At 68.7% G+C, this 16,076-nt stretch carries 20 protein-coding genes and 1 pseudogene; 11 read left to right on the top strand and 10 right to left on the bottom strand.

Going from position 1 to position 16,076, the window contains the following annotated elements; all coding sequences use genetic code 11:
• Positions 1-31: 31 nt before the first annotated feature.
• A complete protein-coding gene (gene thrS / locus LT971_RS03860; protein WP_237005531.1) occupies positions 32-1,954 on the top strand; it encodes a threonine--tRNA ligase in 1,923 nt (640 codons plus the stop codon).
• A 7-nt stretch (positions 1,955-1,961) separates the two neighbouring features.
• The gene (locus LT971_RS03865) at positions 1,962-2,456 is read left to right on the top strand and encodes an HPP family protein (protein WP_237005532.1); all 495 of its coding nucleotides are present in this window, start codon (positions 1,962-1,964) and stop codon (positions 2,454-2,456) included.
• Here LT971_RS03865 and LT971_RS03870 read toward each other — a convergent pair.
• The gene (locus LT971_RS03870; RefSeq protein WP_237005533.1) at positions 2,444-2,689 is read right to left on the bottom strand and encodes a DUF7972 family membrane protein; all 246 of its coding nucleotides are present in this window, start codon (positions 2,687-2,689) and stop codon (positions 2,444-2,446) included. The genes LT971_RS03865 and LT971_RS03870 overlap by 13 nt on opposite strands.
• Before the next feature lie 55 nt (positions 2,690-2,744).
• Here LT971_RS03870 and LT971_RS03875 point away from each other — a divergent pair.
• Positions 2,745-2,906, top strand: a pseudogene (locus LT971_RS03875) (His/Gly/Thr/Pro-type tRNA ligase C-terminal domain-containing protein); the annotation flags it as partial.
• Positions 2,907-2,939: 33 nt separating this feature from the next.
• Here the strand turns inward: LT971_RS03875 and LT971_RS03880 are convergent.
• From LT971_RS03880 to LT971_RS03890, 3 genes are all read right to left on the bottom strand, one after another.
• Positions 2,940-4,013, bottom strand: a complete 1,074-nt coding sequence (locus tag LT971_RS03880; RefSeq protein WP_237005535.1) for a hypothetical protein — start codon at positions 4,011-4,013, stop codon at positions 2,940-2,942.
• A 458-nt stretch (positions 4,014-4,471) separates the two neighbouring features.
• Positions 4,472-5,551: a DUF7972 family membrane protein gene (locus tag LT971_RS03885; protein ID WP_237005536.1), complete on the bottom strand. Its 1,080-nt coding sequence runs from the start codon at positions 5,549-5,551 to the stop codon at positions 4,472-4,474.
• A gap of 147 nt (positions 5,552-5,698) precedes the next feature.
• Positions 5,699-6,055, bottom strand: coding sequence for a DUF488 domain-containing protein (locus LT971_RS03890; protein WP_237005537.1), 357 nt, complete (start codon positions 6,053-6,055; stop codon positions 5,699-5,701).
• An 86-nt stretch (positions 6,056-6,141) separates the two neighbouring features.
• Here LT971_RS03890 and LT971_RS03895 point away from each other — a divergent pair, with 86 nt between their 5' ends.
• The 5 genes from LT971_RS03895 (at position 6,142) to LT971_RS03915 (ending at position 10,254) form a co-directional block, all read left to right on the top strand.
• Positions 6,142-6,744, top strand: a complete 603-nt coding sequence (locus tag LT971_RS03895) for an alpha/beta hydrolase (RefSeq protein WP_237005538.1) — start codon at positions 6,142-6,144, stop codon at positions 6,742-6,744.
• A 160-nt stretch (positions 6,745-6,904) separates the two neighbouring features.
• Complete coding sequence (pyrG, locus tag LT971_RS03900; protein WP_237005539.1) at positions 6,905-8,566, top strand: glutamine hydrolyzing CTP synthase; 1,662 nt, start codon at positions 6,905-6,907, stop codon at positions 8,564-8,566.
• Positions 8,566-9,483, top strand: coding sequence for a glutamine-hydrolyzing GMP synthase (gene guaA / locus LT971_RS03905; protein ID WP_237005540.1), 918 nt, complete (start codon positions 8,566-8,568; stop codon positions 9,481-9,483). The genes pyrG and guaA overlap by 1 nt, the downstream gene beginning before the upstream one ends.
• Positions 9,484-9,552: 69 nt before the next feature.
• Positions 9,553-9,873 (top strand): DUF7126 family protein, encoded by a 321-nt coding sequence (locus tag LT971_RS03910; RefSeq protein WP_237005541.1) that lies wholly within the window; start codon positions 9,553-9,555, stop codon positions 9,871-9,873.
• Positions 9,874-9,939: 66 nt separating this feature from the next.
• Complete coding sequence (locus LT971_RS03915) at positions 9,940-10,254, top strand: cupin domain-containing protein (protein WP_237005542.1); 315 nt, start codon at positions 9,940-9,942, stop codon at positions 10,252-10,254.
• Positions 10,255-10,269: 15 nt separating this feature from the next.
• Here LT971_RS03915 and LT971_RS03920 read toward each other — a convergent pair whose 3' ends face one another.
• Positions 10,270-10,557 (bottom strand): hypothetical protein, encoded by a 288-nt coding sequence (locus tag LT971_RS03920; protein ID WP_237005543.1) that lies wholly within the window; start codon positions 10,555-10,557, stop codon positions 10,270-10,272.
• A 125-nt stretch (positions 10,558-10,682) separates the two neighbouring features.
• Positions 10,683-11,387: a 5-formyltetrahydrofolate cyclo-ligase gene (locus tag LT971_RS03925; protein ID WP_237005544.1), complete on the bottom strand. Its 705-nt coding sequence runs from the start codon at positions 11,385-11,387 to the stop codon at positions 10,683-10,685.
• 156 nt (positions 11,388-11,543) lie between these two features.
• Here LT971_RS03925 and LT971_RS03930 point away from each other — a divergent pair, with 156 nt between their 5' ends.
• Positions 11,544-12,098 carry a hypothetical protein gene (locus LT971_RS03930; protein WP_237005545.1) on the top strand — a complete coding sequence of 185 codons (555 nt, stop codon included), beginning with the start codon at positions 11,544-11,546 and terminating at the stop codon, positions 12,096-12,098.
• Between the two features lie 73 nt (positions 12,099-12,171).
• Here LT971_RS03930 and LT971_RS03935 read toward each other — a convergent pair whose 3' ends face one another.
• The gene (locus LT971_RS03935) at positions 12,172-12,819 is read right to left on the bottom strand and encodes a MogA/MoaB family molybdenum cofactor biosynthesis protein (protein WP_237005546.1); all 648 of its coding nucleotides are present in this window, start codon (positions 12,817-12,819) and stop codon (positions 12,172-12,174) included.
• A gap of 91 nt (positions 12,820-12,910) precedes the next feature.
• Between LT971_RS03935 and LT971_RS03940 the strand changes: the two genes are divergently transcribed.
• Together LT971_RS03940 and LT971_RS03945 are read left to right on the top strand one after the other, a co-directional pair.
• Positions 12,911-13,954: a zinc-binding dehydrogenase gene (locus tag LT971_RS03940; RefSeq protein WP_237005547.1), complete on the top strand. Its 1,044-nt coding sequence runs from the start codon at positions 12,911-12,913 to the stop codon at positions 13,952-13,954.
• On the top strand, positions 13,954-14,187 hold the full coding sequence (locus LT971_RS03945) for a DUF7977 family protein (RefSeq protein WP_237005548.1): 234 nt from the start codon (positions 13,954-13,956) through the stop codon (positions 14,185-14,187). Before LT971_RS03940 ends, LT971_RS03945 begins: the two co-directional genes overlap by 1 nt.
• Before the next feature lie 10 nt (positions 14,188-14,197).
• Here the strand turns inward: LT971_RS03945 and tenA are convergent, their stop codons facing one another.
• The 3 genes from tenA to LT971_RS03960 all read right to left on the bottom strand — a co-directional run bounded on the left by tenA (position 14,198) and on the right by LT971_RS03960 (position 16,044).
• Positions 14,198-14,890: a thiaminase II gene (gene tenA, locus LT971_RS03950; RefSeq protein ID WP_237005549.1), complete on the bottom strand. Its 693-nt coding sequence runs from the start codon at positions 14,888-14,890 to the stop codon at positions 14,198-14,200.
• Between the two features lie 48 nt (positions 14,891-14,938).
• Positions 14,939-15,352, bottom strand: coding sequence for a desampylase (locus LT971_RS03955; protein ID WP_237005550.1), 414 nt, complete (start codon positions 15,350-15,352; stop codon positions 14,939-14,941).
• A gap of 68 nt (positions 15,353-15,420) precedes the next feature.
• A complete protein-coding gene (locus LT971_RS03960; protein WP_237005551.1) occupies positions 15,421-16,044 on the bottom strand; it encodes an isopentenyl-diphosphate Delta-isomerase in 624 nt (207 codons plus the stop codon).
• Positions 16,045-16,076: the final 32 nt, after the last annotated feature.

The following is a 16,076-nucleotide window of genomic DNA, read 5'->3' on the forward strand; positions in this document are numbered from 1 at the left end:
TATGGAGGCCTCCCGGCGAACAGAGGGTGTAATGAGTTCGGTCACTGTGACGCTGCCGGACGGGTCCACGCTCGACGTGGAGTCCGGCGCGACGGTCGAGGACGTAGCGTACGAAATTGGGCCTGGCCTCGGCCGTGACACAGTCGCTGGGAAGATCGACCACGAGCTGGTGGCGAAAGAACAGCCGATCACCGAGGACTGCGAGATCGAGATCGTCACGGACCAGAGCGACGAGTACCTCGACGCGCTCCGGCACACGGCCGCACACGTGCTCGCGCAGGCAATCCTCCGCCACCACCCCGACGCGAAGCTCACCATCGGCCCGTACACCGACGAGGGCTTCTACTACGACGTGGCGGACGTCGAGCTGGACGCCGACGACCTCGCGGAGATTCAGGCCGAGGCGGAGGCCATCATCGACGAGGACCTCGACGTCGAGCGCGTCGAGTACGCCCGCGAGGACGCCCGGGAGACGTACGAGGACAACGAGTTCAAACGCGAGATTCTCGAGACGGAGGCGGCGGGCGACGGCCCCGTGAGCTTCTACGAGCAGGGCGAGTTCGAGGACCTCTGTCGCGGCCCGCACGTCGACTCCACTGGCGAAATCGGCGGCTTCGAAGTGCTGGAGACCTCCGCTGCCTACTGGCGGGGCGACGAGGAGCGCGAGACGCTGACGCGCGTGTACGGCACGGCGTTCCCGACCGAGAGCGAACTCGAGGACTACCTCGAGCGCCGCGAGGAGGCCCAGGAGCGCGACCACCGGAAGCTCGGCCGGGAGATGGACCTGTTCTCCATCCCGGACGTCACCGGCCCCGGCCTCCCCCTCTATCACCCGAACGGGAAGACGGTGCTGCGGGAGCTCTCCGAGTTCGTCCACGGCCTGAACCGCGAGATGGGCTACGAGGAGGTCGAGACCCCGCACCTCTTCCGCACGGAGCTCTGGAAGCAGTCCGGGCACTACGACAACTACGTCGACGACATGTTCCTCCTCGACGTCAACGACGAGGAGTACGGCCTGAAGCCGATGAACTGCCCGGGCCACGCCACCATCTTCAATCAGGGGTCGTGGAGCTACCGCGACCTGCCCGTGCGGTACTTCGAGGACGGCAAGGTGTACCGCAAGGAGCAGCGCGGCGAGCTCTCCGGGCTGAGTCGGGTGTGGGCGTTCACCATCGACGACGGCCACGTGTTCGCGCGCGCAGACCAGATCGAGGAGGAGGTCCGGCGGCTGATGGACACCATCATCGAGGTCCTGGACACCTTCGACCTCGACTACGAGGTGGCGCTCGCCACGCGCCCCGAGAAGTCCGTCGGCAGCGACGAGATCTGGGAGCAGTCCGAGAACCAGCTCCGGGAGGTGCTCGACCAGCAGGGCGTCGACTACGACGTCGAACCCGGCGACGGCGCGTTCTACGGGCCGAAGATCGACTTCGGGTTCTCCGACGCGCTCGGCCGCTCGTGGGACGGCCCGACGGTCCAGCTGGACTTCAACATGCCCGACCGCTTCGACCTGGAGTACACGGGCTCGGACAACGACGCCCACCAGCCGGTGATGATTCACCGCGCGCTTTACGGGAGCTACGAGCGGTTCTTCATGGTGCTCATCGAGCACTACAACGGTCGGTTCCCGACGTGGCTGGCGCCCGAGCAGGTGCGCATCCTCCCGGTGACGGACGACAACCTCGGGTACGCTCACCGCGTGAAGAACGAACTCGACGGCTACCGCGTCGAGGTCGAGGACCGCGACTGGACGGTCGGCCGGAAGATCCAGCAGGCCCACGACGACAACGTCCCGTACATGCTCGTCCTCGGCGACGACGAGGAGGACGCCGGGACGGTCTCCGTGCGCGACCGCCAGGAGCGCGAACGCAACGACATCCCCCTCGCGACGTTCCTCGAGCACCTCGACGCGGAGGTCGAGGGCAAGCGTACCGAACCCGACTTCCTCGCGTAGCTGGCTGATGTCGCGGGCGCCGGTCGGCCTCGGCGCCGGCACGTACGTCGCGTTCCTCCTGGCCGTGCTCGGCGCGATAGCGTGGGCGACGGGGACGGCGGCGCTGCTGCCGAGTCTGGGGCCGTCGGCGTACGTGCTCGCCGCCATCGACGACCGGCCGCGGCGGGTCGTCGTCGGTCAGTTCGTCGGCGCGCTCGCGGCGTTCCTCGCGGTGCTCGCGTTCGCCGGCACGGCGACGCCGCTGCTCGACGCCGCCGCCGGGTCGACGGCGGGGCTGCGCCGCATCGCCGCGGCGCTGGTCGCGACCGTCGTCGCCACCGTCGGAATGACCGCCACCGACAGCCTCCACCCGCCCGCGTACGCGACCGTGCTGATCGTCTCGCTGGGCATCGCCGACGACGCGCTGGACGTCGTGGCGTTCGGTGTCGGCGTGCTCGTGCTCGTCGCCACCCACGGCGCCGTCGACCGGCTGGGGCCCTGGCGGCCGCCCTACTCGCTGTAGTCGCTGGAGTTGCGGTCTCTGGTCGCGCGGTCGGTTTCCCGGAGGACGAACGCGCCGATAGACAGCGTGCGCTTGGTGACGGTGACGACGCGGAGAATGTACGCCAGTAGTAACGCGAACGGTGACACGGCGACGGTCGTCGCGGCGCTCACGGCGACGAGGGCGTGATTCACTCCGAACGTCGCCCCCGGGTACTGCGCGGGGTCGAACAGCAGGACGGTGGCGACAGACACGCCGAGTGCGGGCATCGCGGCGTACAGCAGCTGCCGGGACAGCTCCGAGAGCTCCTACATGCTCGTGCCCGGTGACGACGAGGAGGACGCCGGCACCGTCTCCGTGCGCGACCGCAAGGAGCGCGAACAGAAGGACATCGCCCTCGACGCGTTCGTCGACCACCTCGACAGCGAGGTCGCGGGCAAGCGCACCGAACCCGACTTCCTCGTGGAGTGATAGGGCCTGCCATTCCTGGTCCGAATACTCTCGCTACGCCCGTACTGTCGCCGTTCCGTTCGTCCCAGTTGCCGAGACACTCCCAACAAACGACTCACTTCCGACGAGTAGCACGGTCGTCTCCGGCGCTACGCGGGTCAGTTTGGCGGTCGCATTCAACTCGCTGCGGGCGTCCAGATACGTTTCGACGCCACGCTCGAATTCGGTGGCATTAGCGGGGTCGTCCCAACGTAGTATCCACGCGTAATCCCTGGCGGTTCCGCTGCCGAACACGACACGTCTGTCGTTCCCCCAGCCGTCGGCAGCCTGGGCCGCGGTGGACTCACTGAGTGCGGTACCTAGGAGTGCCCTCGCGTACATCTCGCCGAACCGCTTCTGGACTGTCGTCTCTCGTGCCGTCTCGACAGTCACCGAGAGCGGTGCCACTGGCTCGCTTCCAGGGGGGAGCGCGTGGAGGAGTTCTTCGGTCGTCTGTGGCGGATTCTCGTAGATTCGGTGAAGCTGTTCGGGCGATGTGAGTGTCGTGTCGACGTACCGTGTCCCGAAGTAGTAGGGTGCCGCATCAATTTTCGTCGTTCCCGTGGCGTTCTGATACCGCTTCCGGAGATTAACTTGCGTATAGTTCGTGTACCGTTGTGTGTACCGCTGCGACACGTACGTCGCGCTGCCCTCGACGATTGCCCTGTACGTGTTGACTCCGTCCCGTGTGCTGTGGAATTCGTCCCAGAGCGGCTCGAGGAAGTTCTGTCGCATCTGTATGGTGTGTAGGTACTCGTGTGCGAGCGTCGTCTCCAGTCCAGTGCTGCGATTAAGTGCGGAGTCGTCGAGCGTTATCTGGTTCCCCGGCGGCGTCGTTCGTCCGAGTGGACCACCACTGGCGGACCCTTCGACGCCGAGCAACTGCTGGAACCGAGGCGGAGTCTGCGTTTTTTCCGTGGAGAGGTTCTCGACGGTGACCGCTACTGGTGGCCCCACGTCGGCCCCTACTATTCCCGCGACTCGTTGCCAGACCTCACCCACGTCGTACGGGAGTTCACCACCGTCTACGTCGATGTTACGGTGTCTATCGGTAGTAGTACCGGGCGTCGAGTGTTCTGTGGATATCATCGACCCCTCTTGGGTTGGCGGGGCCGTCGTCGTGGACGTGCCCGGTGCCGGTGTTCCCTGGCATCCAGCGAGTAGGAGAAGTAAGCAGCAGCACAGTGCGAGAGTCCGCATACCTATTTTTCTGACCGCTCAGTTAAATATCTACTGTCCAATAATCCACGCTTAAATTTATTAATGTACAATCCCTAGACAGAAATATGGCGAATAGAATACTTGTACTGTTCTGTGTCATGCTCGTCGTGGTCGGAATTGCCAGTCCAGTAGTTGCTGCAGACCCAGAACCGGAGATGTGTACCCCCGGACCAACTTCTGAGGATACTAGCTCGACTGGAGACGTATCTCCCAACTGCGGTGATGACGGTGAGTACAACGGCAGCATCCCGAGTCCTCCTTGCGGATACACGTGTGGATTGCCTGTATGACCTGAGCGGATTCGTATTCAGAAGGAGCCGTTCCCGTCACTCCTCGTAGTCGACTTCCCCGGAGCGGTCCGTCTCCCGGAGGATGAACGGGCCGATGGAGAGCGTCCGCTTGGTCACCGTGACGATGCGGAGGATGTACGACAGCAGGAAGGCGAACGGGAGCAGCGAGATGGCCACGCCCGCGCAGACGACGAGCAGGACCGTCTCGACGCCGAGCAGCGTGCCCGGGAACAGCGCGGGTTCGAGGTAGACGATGCCCATCACGGCCGCCGCGAGCGCCGGAATCGAGGCGTAGAGGATGGTCCGCGAGAGGTTGATGAGCTCCCACTGGAAGTACAGCGTCTTGAAGTGCTCGCGGGCCGGCCCGAACAGCTCCAGTGCCTCCACGAGGTCGTCGAAGGCCGCCCGCGCGTCGTCGTCCAGCGAGTCGGCGTGCTCCGCGCGGAGTCGCCGCGCGGCGTATATCTTCCAGGAGTAGTTGTAGTTCAGCGCGGCGAACACCACGTTGAACGTGCCGAACTGCGCGCCCTCGAGGCTCTGCTCGACCGCCGCCGCGTTGCGCTCGACGTCCTCGACGAACCCCGCTACCCGATCGTTCAGGTCGGCGTCGTCGATTGCCGCGACGGCGTCGTCAACGGCGTTCGCCCGCTGCTTCGTGAGTTTCACGAGCGACCGCAGGAACGCCGACGGCTGGGCCGGGCTGACCGGCTCCTCGATAACGTCCTCGACGTCCGACCGGAACGCCATCGCGCCCTCCATGCGCTCGCGCTGGTCGCCGACTGGGCCCTGCTCCTGGGAGAGCACGAGTTGGCTCAGCGTCAACACCAGCGTCACGCCCGTGATGATTGCGGTCAGCAGTCCCTGGAACAGCGTCTCCATCGGGTCACCGCCGTCCAGCAACGTCCGGACGCTCGTCGGGTGGAGGGTTCCGACGAGGACGAGTGTGACGAACACGCCCGCCACGATGCCGCCCGCGACGAGCCACCGGTTAGCGTTCAACAGCAACCAGAACTTCCGAGAGCTCTCGGGCACCCGCTCCCGCATCGTGTCGCTGGGCTGGTCACCCTTCTTTGGGCCGTCCTCAGCCTCGCTCTCTTCGTCCGCGTTCGAACCCATTACTCCCCGCTTGACGGTTCGCGCGGAAAACGCTGGTTGCTGGAGCCGCCCCACTCCGATAGCCGCCGAGGCCCTGACGAACACCCAGGGAGGATTCGATACGCTGCGTTGGATCGCCATCGAACCGGTCGCCGTCGCGCCCAGCGTTCAGAGGAGCTCCTCGCGCAGGAACGCGGCGAGGACGACGGCGTTGTTGTGGGTCTCGTCACTCGCTGCCCACACCAGCGTGAGCGTCTCGTCGTCGGCGTACTCCAGTACCTCCGACCGGAGTTCGCCGCGCTCGTCGTCGAGTTCTGCGCGGTACTCCCGCTGGAACGCCGCCCAGCGCTCCGGGTCGTGGTCGAAGTGCTCGTGGAGCTCGTCCGTCGGCGCGACGGACTTCGCCCAGTTGTCGAGTGCTGCCTCGTCCTTGCTGACCCCGCGCGGCCAGAGGCAGTCGACGAGCACGCGCGCCCCGTCCCCGGGCGCCGGGTCCTCGTAGACGCGTTTCGTCCGCACCTCCATGCGCGGCCGTTCGCCGGCCGGGCACGTAACGCTACCCGCTATCAGCAATCGCAGGCTACACGGCGGGGGCTGGCGAACGCTCGGGTATGGACCAGGAGACCGTACTCGTACCCGGCGCGCGGGACGTTGAAGCCACGCTCGACTCGCCACCCGGCGGGGCGTCGGCGTGCGTCGTCACGTGTCCACCGCACCCCCAGCACCGCGGCCACCGCGGTGACGCCCGCCTCGAAGCGGTCTCGGAGTACCTCGTCGGCGAGGGCCTGGCGTGCCTGCGGTTCGACTACGGCGACTGGGACGAGGGCCGGGGGGAGCGCGAGGACGCCCGGAACGCGCTCCGGTGGGCCGACGACCGCTACGGGACCGTCGGCGTCTTCGGATTCAGTTTCGGCGGCTCGATTGCCGCGCTCGCCGCCGCGACGACCGAGGTCGAGCTGTGTGCGGTGTCACTGCTCGCGCCCGCCGCCGAGCTCCCCGCCGGCTTGAACGCCGCCGACGCCCTCGCGGACGTCACCGCGCCCGTCCAGGTGGTGTACGCGACGCGGGACGACACCGCCGACTGGCAGCCGGTCGTCGACGCCGCCCGCGAGCTGGACTGCGAGGTCGTCGAGCGCGACAGCGACCACTTCTTCGTCGGGAAACTCGACACCGTCGCCGAGACGGTCGGGCCGTTCCTCGGAGACGCCTGCTAGGGCGTCGGCCGGTCTCGCCAGCCGAGAGACTGTGCTGAGTCTCCTCTGCCCCGGAGCGCGGCTGTCGGCCCGCGTCGGGCGGTCGCTGCCTCGGGTGGCACGCTCTGTCGCGCGACGGGCGTCCCGAAACGGTTTTTGCTCGGCCTGCCGGACGGTCAGTATGCCGACGGAGACCGGATACGACCCCTCTCTCGGGAGCAAGTTCGTGTTCGTGACTGGCGGCGTGATGTCGGGCCTCGGGAAGGGCATCACGGCGGCGAGTCTCGGACGACTGCTCTCGAACGCGGGCTTCGACGTTACTGCAGTGAAGATCGACCCGTACCTGAACGTGGACGCGGGCACCATGAATCCCTACCAGCACGGGGAGGTGTACGTCCTGAACGACGGCGGTGAGGTCGACCTCGACCTGGGGAACTACGAGCGGTTCCTCGACGAGGACATGACCTCCGACCACAACGTCACCACGGGGAAGGTCTACCAGGACGTCATCGAGCGGGAGCGCTCGGGCGACTATCTGGGGAAGACCGTTCAGATCATCCCCCACGTCACCGACAACATCAAGCGCCGCATCCGGGAGGCGGCCGAGGGCAGCGACGTCTGTCTCGTCGAGGTCGGCGGGACGGTCGGTGACATCGAGGGGATGCCGTTCCTCGAGGCCCTCCGGCAGTTCAGCCACGAGCAGGACGACGAGGACATCCTGTTCGCGCACGTCACGCTCGTGCCGTACTCGAAGAACGGTGAGCAGAAGACCAAGCCCACCCAGCACTCCGTGAAGGAGCTCCGGTCTATCGGTCTCCAGCCGGACATCCTCGTGGGGCGCTGCGAGGACCGCCTCGACCCCGACGTCAAGGAGAAGATCGCGCTGTTCTGTGACGTCCCGAACGACGCCGTGTTCTCGAACCCGGACGTGGAGGACGTCTACCACGTCCCCCTCAAAGTCGAGGAGGAGGGCCTCGACCAGTACGTCATGGAGCGCTTCGACATCGCCGACGACGCGCTCCCGGAGGCGGAGCAGTCGACCGAGTGGCGTGACCTCGTCACCCGCGAGCGCACCGGCGAGGTCGACGTCGCGCTCGTCGGGAAGTACGCCCTCGAAGACGCCTACATGAGCATCCACGAGGCGCTCAAGCACGCCGGGCTGGAGGCCGGCGTGGACGTGAACGTGCTCTGGGTGGACTCCGAGAAGATGCACGACCACCACGAGCGCCGCATCGAGGAGGCCGACGGCATCGTCGTCCCGGGCGGCTTCGGCTCTCGTGGCACCGAGGGCAAGATCGAGGCGATTCGGTACGCCCGCGAGAACGGCGTGCCGTTCCTCGGGCTCTGCCTGGGCTTCCAGCTGGCGGTCGTGGAGTACGCGCGCAACGTCCTCGGGATGGAGGGCGCGCACTCCGCGGAGATCGACGAGGACACGCCGTACCCGGTCATCGACCTGCTGCCCGAGCAGTACGACCTCGAGGACCTCGGTGGGACGATGCGCCTGGGCGCCCACGAGACCGAGATCGAGCCCGACACGCTCGCCCACGAGCTGTACGGCGACACGTCCTGTACGGAGCGCCACCGCCACCGCTACGAGGTCAACCCCGAGTATATCGACGAGCTCACCGCGGACGGCCTGACGTTCTCCGGCGAGGCCGGCAACCGCATGGAGATCGTGGAGTACGACGACCACCCGTTCTTCTTCGGGACGCAGTTCCACCCCGAGTACCGGTCGCGGCCCACGAGAGCGAGTCCGCCCTTCGTCGGCCTCCTCGACGCCGTGCTCGAACGGGTGGACGTCGACCCGGCTCGCGGCGACGCGGAAGCGGAGGTGACGAACTGATGGTGGACGTCGAATCCTTCGTCGAGGACGCCCGCGAGGAGATCCGCGAGGAACTCGGCGACGAGACGGCCATCATCGCGCTGTCGGGCGGCGTCGACTCCTCGACGGCGGCAGCGCTCGCCTACGAGGCCGTCGGCGACCAGCTCGTCCCCGTCTACGTCGACACCGGCCTGATGCGGAAGGGCGAAACCGACGAGATTCGAGAGGTCTTCGACTACATGGAGAGCCTCCGCATCGTGGACGCCCGCGACCGCTTCTTCGACGAACTCGAGGGCGTCACGGACCCCGAGGAGAAGCGCCACGTCATCGGCGAGCAGTTCATCCGGGAGTTCGAGACGGTCGCCGAGGAGGTCGACGCAACCCAGCTCGTGCAGGGCACCATCTACCCCGACCGCATCGAGAGCGAGGGCACCATCAAGAGCCACCACAACGTCGGCGGGCTGCCCGAGCGGGTCGGCTTCGACGGCATCGTGGAGCCGATGCGCGACCTCTACAAGGACGAGGTCCGGGAGGTCGCGCGCCACCTCGGCCTCGAGGAGATCATCAGCGAGCGCATGCCGTTCCCGGGCCCGGGGCTCGCCGTGCGCGTCATCGGCGAGGTGACCCCCGAGAAGGTCGAGGTCTGCCGGGAGGCGACCCACATCGTCGAGGAGGAACTCGAGGAGTACGAGCCGTGGCAGGCGTTCGCCGCCGTGCTCGGCCGCGCCACGGGAGTCAAGGGCGACAACCGCGTCCACGGCCACGTCGTCGCCGTCCGGTCCGTCGAGTCCCGGGACGGTATGACCGCCCGCGCCCAGGAACTGGAGTGGGAGACCCTCCAGCGCCTGCAGTCCCGCATCGCCGGCACCATCGACGAGGTCTCGCGGGTCGTCTACGACGTCACCCACAAGCCGCCCGCCACCATCGAGTACGAGTAACCCCGTCCGCTCCCGGTCGCCGTGCTTCGACTCGGCAGGTTCTTCAGCCAGCCGCCCCCAGCCACCAGTATGCACGCAATCGTCGTAGGAGCCGCCGACGCCGACATCGCGGACGCACTCGAAGCCGAAGGCGTCGACGTGACCCGCCTCGAGGGCGTGGCGTCCGGCGAGCGACTCGAGGACGCCGGCGTCGCGGACGCCGACCTGCTGGTCGTCGTCGACGTCGACGAGGCCACCGCGATTCCCGTCGCCCGCGAACAGAACCCCGACCTCCAGACCGTCGCGTACACGGGCGACGGCGTCCCCGAGTTCGTCAAAGGCGTCCTCGACCTCACGGTCGACCCCGCGCTGCTCGACGCCGAGGCCGTCGCCGAGGAACTGACGGCCTGAACCAACCCGCCCCCGGGGACCTCGCTCCGGCCCGGGACTGAAGTCCCCCGCCCGCGTTCCTCCGGTATGGCAATCGACCGTTACCCGGACCTCGACCCCGACGACGGCGAGGTCGTCACCGAGGAGCTGTTCTTCAGCGAGGACGCGCTCGTGAAGGCGTTCGCGCTCGGCCCCGGCGCCGAGGTCGAACCCCACGAGCACGCCGACCAGACCAACGCCTTCCACGTGCTCTCGGGCGAACTGGTCGTCGTGCAGGGCGACGACGAGGAGACGGTGACGGCGCCGGGCGTGGTCGTTCACGAGCGCGGCGTCCCCCACGGCGCCCGCAACGAGAGCGAGGCGGTAGCGGTGTTCACGGCGACGATGGCGCCGATGGGGTAGCGGCAGGGCGCTTTCTCACAGCGAGAGCGCGAGCGGGCGGCCGGGCCGCGCGTCCTCGGGGTCGTCGACAGCCGCCGAGAACGGGCTGACGTGCTCCCAGCAGACGAACGTCTCCACCCGGCCGGGCTCGTAGAGGAAGTAGTCGGCGGGCTTCGAGCAGCGGTCGCACTCGGGCTCGCCGTCGCAGTCGTCGAGCGCCGCCGACAGCGCCGCGGCGGCCGCGTCCCGGTCGGGGTCGCTGCGGGGGGCCGCGTCGCTGACCTCGTCGCGCTCGTCGGGCGCGTCGTCGCTCGCTGGCGGCATCTACGCCAGAATACGGCGTTCTCCGGCTTAAAGCTCCGCACGGCCGGGACACCGGCGTCGCTCCGAACGCCGAAACTGCGCGGGACCACCCGGCGGGCGTGTTCACGTACGAGCGGGGCTGACGGCTACTCCTGCAGCCGTCCGAGCACGGGAATTTCCTCGAGTCGCTCCTCGTCGAGGGCGCTCCAGTCGATGCCAGCGGGCTTGCCGCCCTCGTACTCGGTCTCGACAGTCCGTTCGGGTGTGACTACGAGGTCCATCGGCACGTCGTGGGCACCGGTCGGGACTCCGTCGTCGACGACCTGGCGCTCGTGGACAGTGGTGACGGTGGTCGTGTCGTCGTCGACGCGCCCGAACTCGCGGAGGAGCGCGAACTCGAGGTCGCTGTACCCCTCGCCCTTGCCGACGCGCTCGCCGCGAGCGGTGACGGCGACACTCCCCGAGACCACGAGGTCGATGGGTTCGACGGCCTCGGGGCCGACCGGCTCGCCGTACTCGCCGATGCCCGAGACCGTCGTGGCTGCGTCGACGTCGTCGACGTCCGCCGGGTCGATGCGGAGGAAACACTCCTCGTCGCGGAGCCGGGGGACGGCGGCGTAGAGGGTCTTCCCGGCTCGCAGCGCCGCGCGCCGAACGGGGAGCTGGGGGGCGTCGGGGTTCCCCTTCACGGTGTCCGCCCGCTGCCACGCGTCGGTCTCCGCGAGGCGGTCGGCGGCCTCGTCCGCGCCGGCGAAGTTCGGGATGCGGCCGTGTGGCGGGAACGGGAACCGAGCCGCGCCGCTGGCTTCGAGGTCGTCCCAGACGCGCTCGCGGAGCGCCTGCTTGTCCATACCCCGGGTTCCGGGGGCGCCACCGTAGTCGTTCCCGTTTCGGGCCGACAACTCGACGTAAATCGGGTTAATCGGGATTGAGGCGGGCCGAGGCACTGGAACTCGGATTCAGCGCTTCCCCGGTTGAAGTGGGTGTGGCGCCTCGACCCGAGTGCAATGAACGCTCGAAAACTGCTCGCGGTCGCCGTCGCCGCGTCCGTCCTCCTCGCGGGGATGGCCGCTGCCGGCGCCGCCACGCCCGCCGAACCGGCGTCCGACAACGCACCCGACGAAGCCGACCGCACGAACGACACCGACCGCGGTGCCAGCGGCGACGACGCCGCCGACGAGAACGCCACGGACGGCGACGAGACGGCTGCCGACGCCGGCCCACCGAGTGACGTGCCCGCGGCCGACGACGGCGACGAGACCGAGGCCACGCGGGGGCCGCCGAGCGAGCTCCCCGAGCAGGTGCCCGACCACGTCGGCCAGATCCACGACCGCATCGACGCGTTCCTGAACGACGAGGTCGACAACCTCGGGACCGCGCTCGGCGACCTGCTCGGTAACGAGGCTGACGGCGACGAGGCCGCTGCCGACGACGAGCAGACTGCTGACGACGCAGACGACGAGGAAGCCGACGAGGAGGAAGCCACTGAGGACGACGACGACGACGACGCGACGACCACGACCTCCAGCGACGACGAGACGACGACCTCCAGCGACGAGTAATCCGACGCGTCCCGCGACCCGTCTCCGTAGCCGACGGCCGATTCTGCTGTTCTCCGCTGTGAGTGGACGACGCCTAGCGCCTCGCCAGTCCGACGAGGTGGGTGATTTCGGGGAGGATGACTGACTCCGTCCCGAGTTCCGCGGCGTGTTCGCTGCCCGGGAGACAGAAAACCAGCGTGCCTTCGACGACGCCACCGGTGGCTCGCGAGCCGACGACCTTGGTGCCGATGTCGTCGAAGGAGAGCCGACGGAACACCTCGCCGAAGCCCGGGAGTTCCCTGTCGAACAGCGGCCGGGCGGCGTCGACCGTGACGTCGTCGGGCGTCACGCCGGTGCCGCCGCTGGTGACGACGACGTCGACGTCCTCGCGGCCGGCGAGGTTGTCGAGCGCGGACTGCACGCGGTCGTAGCCGTCCGCGACGAGCTCGCGCGTGACGACTTCGTGGCCGTCGGCCTCGAACGCCTCGACGATGGTATCGCCGGCCGGGTCGTCCGACAGCGACCGCGAGGACGACACCGTCAGCACCGCCACGCCGACCTGCTCGGCGTCGTGGTGGTGATGGTGGTGTTCGTCGTCGTCCTCGTGGTCGTGTGCTCGCTCGTCTTCCGCCGGCGAGTCGGCCTCGTCCCCGTGCTCGCTCCCGTCGCCCTCGCCCTCCGCTTCCTCCTCCCCGCTGTCCTCGTCGTCCTGTCGCGTGTCCCGGGACTGGAAGTCGACCATACGGGCAGGCTACGGGGGCCGCCGACAAAAGGCTGGGCGCCAGCCCGCCGGAGTCCCCACAGTTTTGGTCGGGGACGCCGACCCACCGGCCATGGACGCAGTCACCTTCGACGGGCACGGCGACACCGAGGTCATCGGGTACGGGGAGGTCCCGGACCCCGAGGTCGGCCGCGACGAGGTACTGGTGGACGTGAAGGCGGGCGCGCTGAACCACCTCGACGTGTGGACCCGGCGGGGGATGCCGGGCCTCGACCTGGAGATGCCCCACGTGCCGGGCAGCGACGGCGCCGGCGTCGTCGCCGAGGTCGGCGAGGACGTCCGGCGCTTCTCGGACGGGGACCGGGTGGCGCTGTCGGCGGGCGTCTCGTGTGGGTCCTGTGAGTTCTGCCGAAACGGCGAGTACCCGCTGTGTGCGTCGTTCCACGTCATCGGCGAGCACGTCCCGGGCGTCCACAGCGAGTACGCCGCCGTCCCGGCGGACAACCTCGTCCCCGTCCCCGACCACGTCGACTGGGAGACGGCCGCCGCCGCACCGCTGGTCTTCCAGACGGCGTGGCGGATGCTGAACACGCGAGCGGACGTCTCCCCCGGCGAGTCCGTCCTCGTGCTCGGTGCAAGCGGCGGCGTCGGCCACGCCGCCGTCCAGATCGCCGACCACGCCGGCGCGGAGGTGTTCGCGACGGCGAGCACCGAACAGAAACTCCAGTACGCCGAGGAGCTCGGCGCCGACCACGTCGTGAACTACGAGGAGACCGACTTCGCCGACGAGATCCGCGCCGAGACCGGGAAGCGGGGCGTCGACGTCGTCGTCGACCACGTCGGCGAGGCGACGTGGGACGACTCCCTGCGGTCGCTGGCGAAGGGCGGCCGACTCGTCACCTGTGGCGCGACCACCGGCGGCCGCCCCGAGACGCACGTCCAGCGCGTGTTCTGGAACCAGCTGTCGATTCTGGGGTCGACGATGGCGACGCCCGGCGAGGCCGACGCTGCCCTCGAGCACGTCTGGGACGGCACCTTCGACGTCCGAGTCCGGGACGTGCTCCCGATGAGCGAGACGGCGCGCGCCCACGAACTGCTGGAGAACCGGGAGGGCTTTGGGAAGGTAGTCGTTAGACCCGACAGCGAGTACAACTGATGGCGAACCCCCACGAGCCCCAAGAGGCCGCGACGCGCACGGCGATGAGCAAGCGCTCCCAGTGGCTGGTCGTCGGCGTGCTCGCGCTCTGCGGGCTGGCGGCGCCGGCGTTCATCTACTGGGTCGGTCCCGGCAGCTTCGGGCTGGGATTCCGTGACACCTACCTCGCGATTCCGATGATTCCGGCCATCCTTCTGGGCGCGGTCGGCGTCTGGACGGCGATCCGCGGCTGACGCGACCGACTCAGTCCGCCGTCGTGTCGGGCGCGCGCTGCGGCGACACCGACCACGTCTCCTGGGTGTACGCCATCTCCCAGAAATCGTGTTCGAGGCGCGCGCTCCGGTGGAACGCTGCCCGCATGGCCTCGCGGGCGCCCGGTCGCTCGTCGGCGAGCCGGTCGACCAGGTCGCGCATCCACCCGACAGTCTCGCGGAACGCGTCGCTGGTGTACTTCTCGACGAACGGCGTGTAGCGGTGCTGGCCGTCCGCCAGCTCCGCCATGTGGTCGGCGACGTCCAGGTAACCCTGCCCGCAGGGGTAGACGGCGGCAGCGACCGTCGGCAGCCCGCCCTCGCGGGCACAGCGGACGAGGTGGTCGGTGTAGGCCTGACAGGTCGGAGCCTTCTCGACGGCCTCGAGGTCCCCGGCGGTGAGGCCGTAGTCGGCGGCGAACTCGCGGTGGAGGTCGAGCTCGTCGGCGAGCACGCGGTGTGCGGTCTCGGCGAGCCGAGTGGTCGTCTGTTCGTCGTCGGCGCGCGCGGCCGCCAGCGAGAACACGTCGGCGTAGTCCAGCAGGTAGCGGTAATCCTGCTCGACCCAGTGCCGGAAGGCGGCGTCGTCGAGCGTGCCGGCGGCGAGCTCCGTGACGAACGAGTGGTCGTACTGGGCGGCCCAGACCGGTTCGGCCTCGGCGAGAAGCGTGTCGCTGAACGCCATACGTGGCCGGTGGGCTCCCGCGAGCAAATAACCTAGTGATACAACTGACTAATCGCGCACGGCGACAGGCTGGCGTTCGAAGTCCTCGCCGGTCCACAGCCACGCGTCCAGTGTCGGCGGCCGCGCGGCCAGCGACGCCACGACGTACACGTGGCCGGGCCACCGCGCGTGCTCGCGGTCCGCCGCACTCGGCCGCCCCGGCCCCGACGGGTGCGAGTGGTAGAACCCGACGACCTCCATCCCGGTCGCCTCCGCCTCGTCGAACACCGCCAGCGTCGTCTCCGGGTCGAGCTCGTACCGCACTCGCGGTGCGTCCGCCACGTTCGGCACCCGGCGGACCGCCGTCACGCGCCGCTGGTCGCCGTCGCGCTCGCCGACGAACACGCCACAGGCCTCCAGCGGCGCGTCCGCCTGCGCGTGGTCGAGCACGGCGTCGTAGGCGTCCCGCGTGAGGACGAACACGCCCCCTGATTCGGGGCCGGTACGGAAAAGTCGCGGTGGTGCTCGCGGTGGGTGCTGCTCCGGAGGCGTTACTCGCGCGTGCCGTCCGGGACGGGGTCGGCGTCGCCCTCGAAGTCCCGGCGCATTGCGATCTCGAACCACGGGCACAGCCGGAGCTGGCGGTAGTACCGGGGGTTCTCGTGCAGGTCCTCGTAGTCGACCCACATCGCGCCGCCGACCTCCTCGGGGTCGCGGTCGAAGCTCGTGTCGTGCAGCGTCGCCTGCAGGACCGCACAGACCTCCCACTCGAGACCCTGGTCGAGGTAGTGGCGCCTGTACTCGAAGCGGTCCGTGACCTCGAGGTCGCCGTACTGGTCGGGAGTGATGCCGAGTTCCTCCTCTAAGCGCTCGCGGGTGGCTTCCTTCTGGCTCTGGCCCTCCACGGGGTGGCTGGCGACCGTGCCGTCCCAGTAGGTGTCCCAGAGGCGCTTGCGTTCGGCGCGCTGCGCGAGCAGCACGCGACCGTCCTCGTCGAACAGTAGGCAGGTGAACGCGCGGTGACGGATGCCGTCCCCGGTGTGGGCGTCGAGGCGGTTCGCCAGCCCCTCGCGCTCGTCGTGGGCGTCGACGGCGACGACGGCCTGCTCGGCGTTCTCGGCGGTCTCGTCGTCCCGGCTGGATTCGACGGAGACGCTCGGCTCGGTCTCGCTCATGCTCTCACGCACGGCGACCCGGCCTAATAGCG

The sequence above is a fragment of the Halobacterium rubrum genome (assembly GCF_021729015.1).
Classification (GTDB): domain Archaea; phylum Halobacteriota; class Halobacteria; order Halobacteriales; family Halobacteriaceae; genus Halobacterium; species Halobacterium rubrum.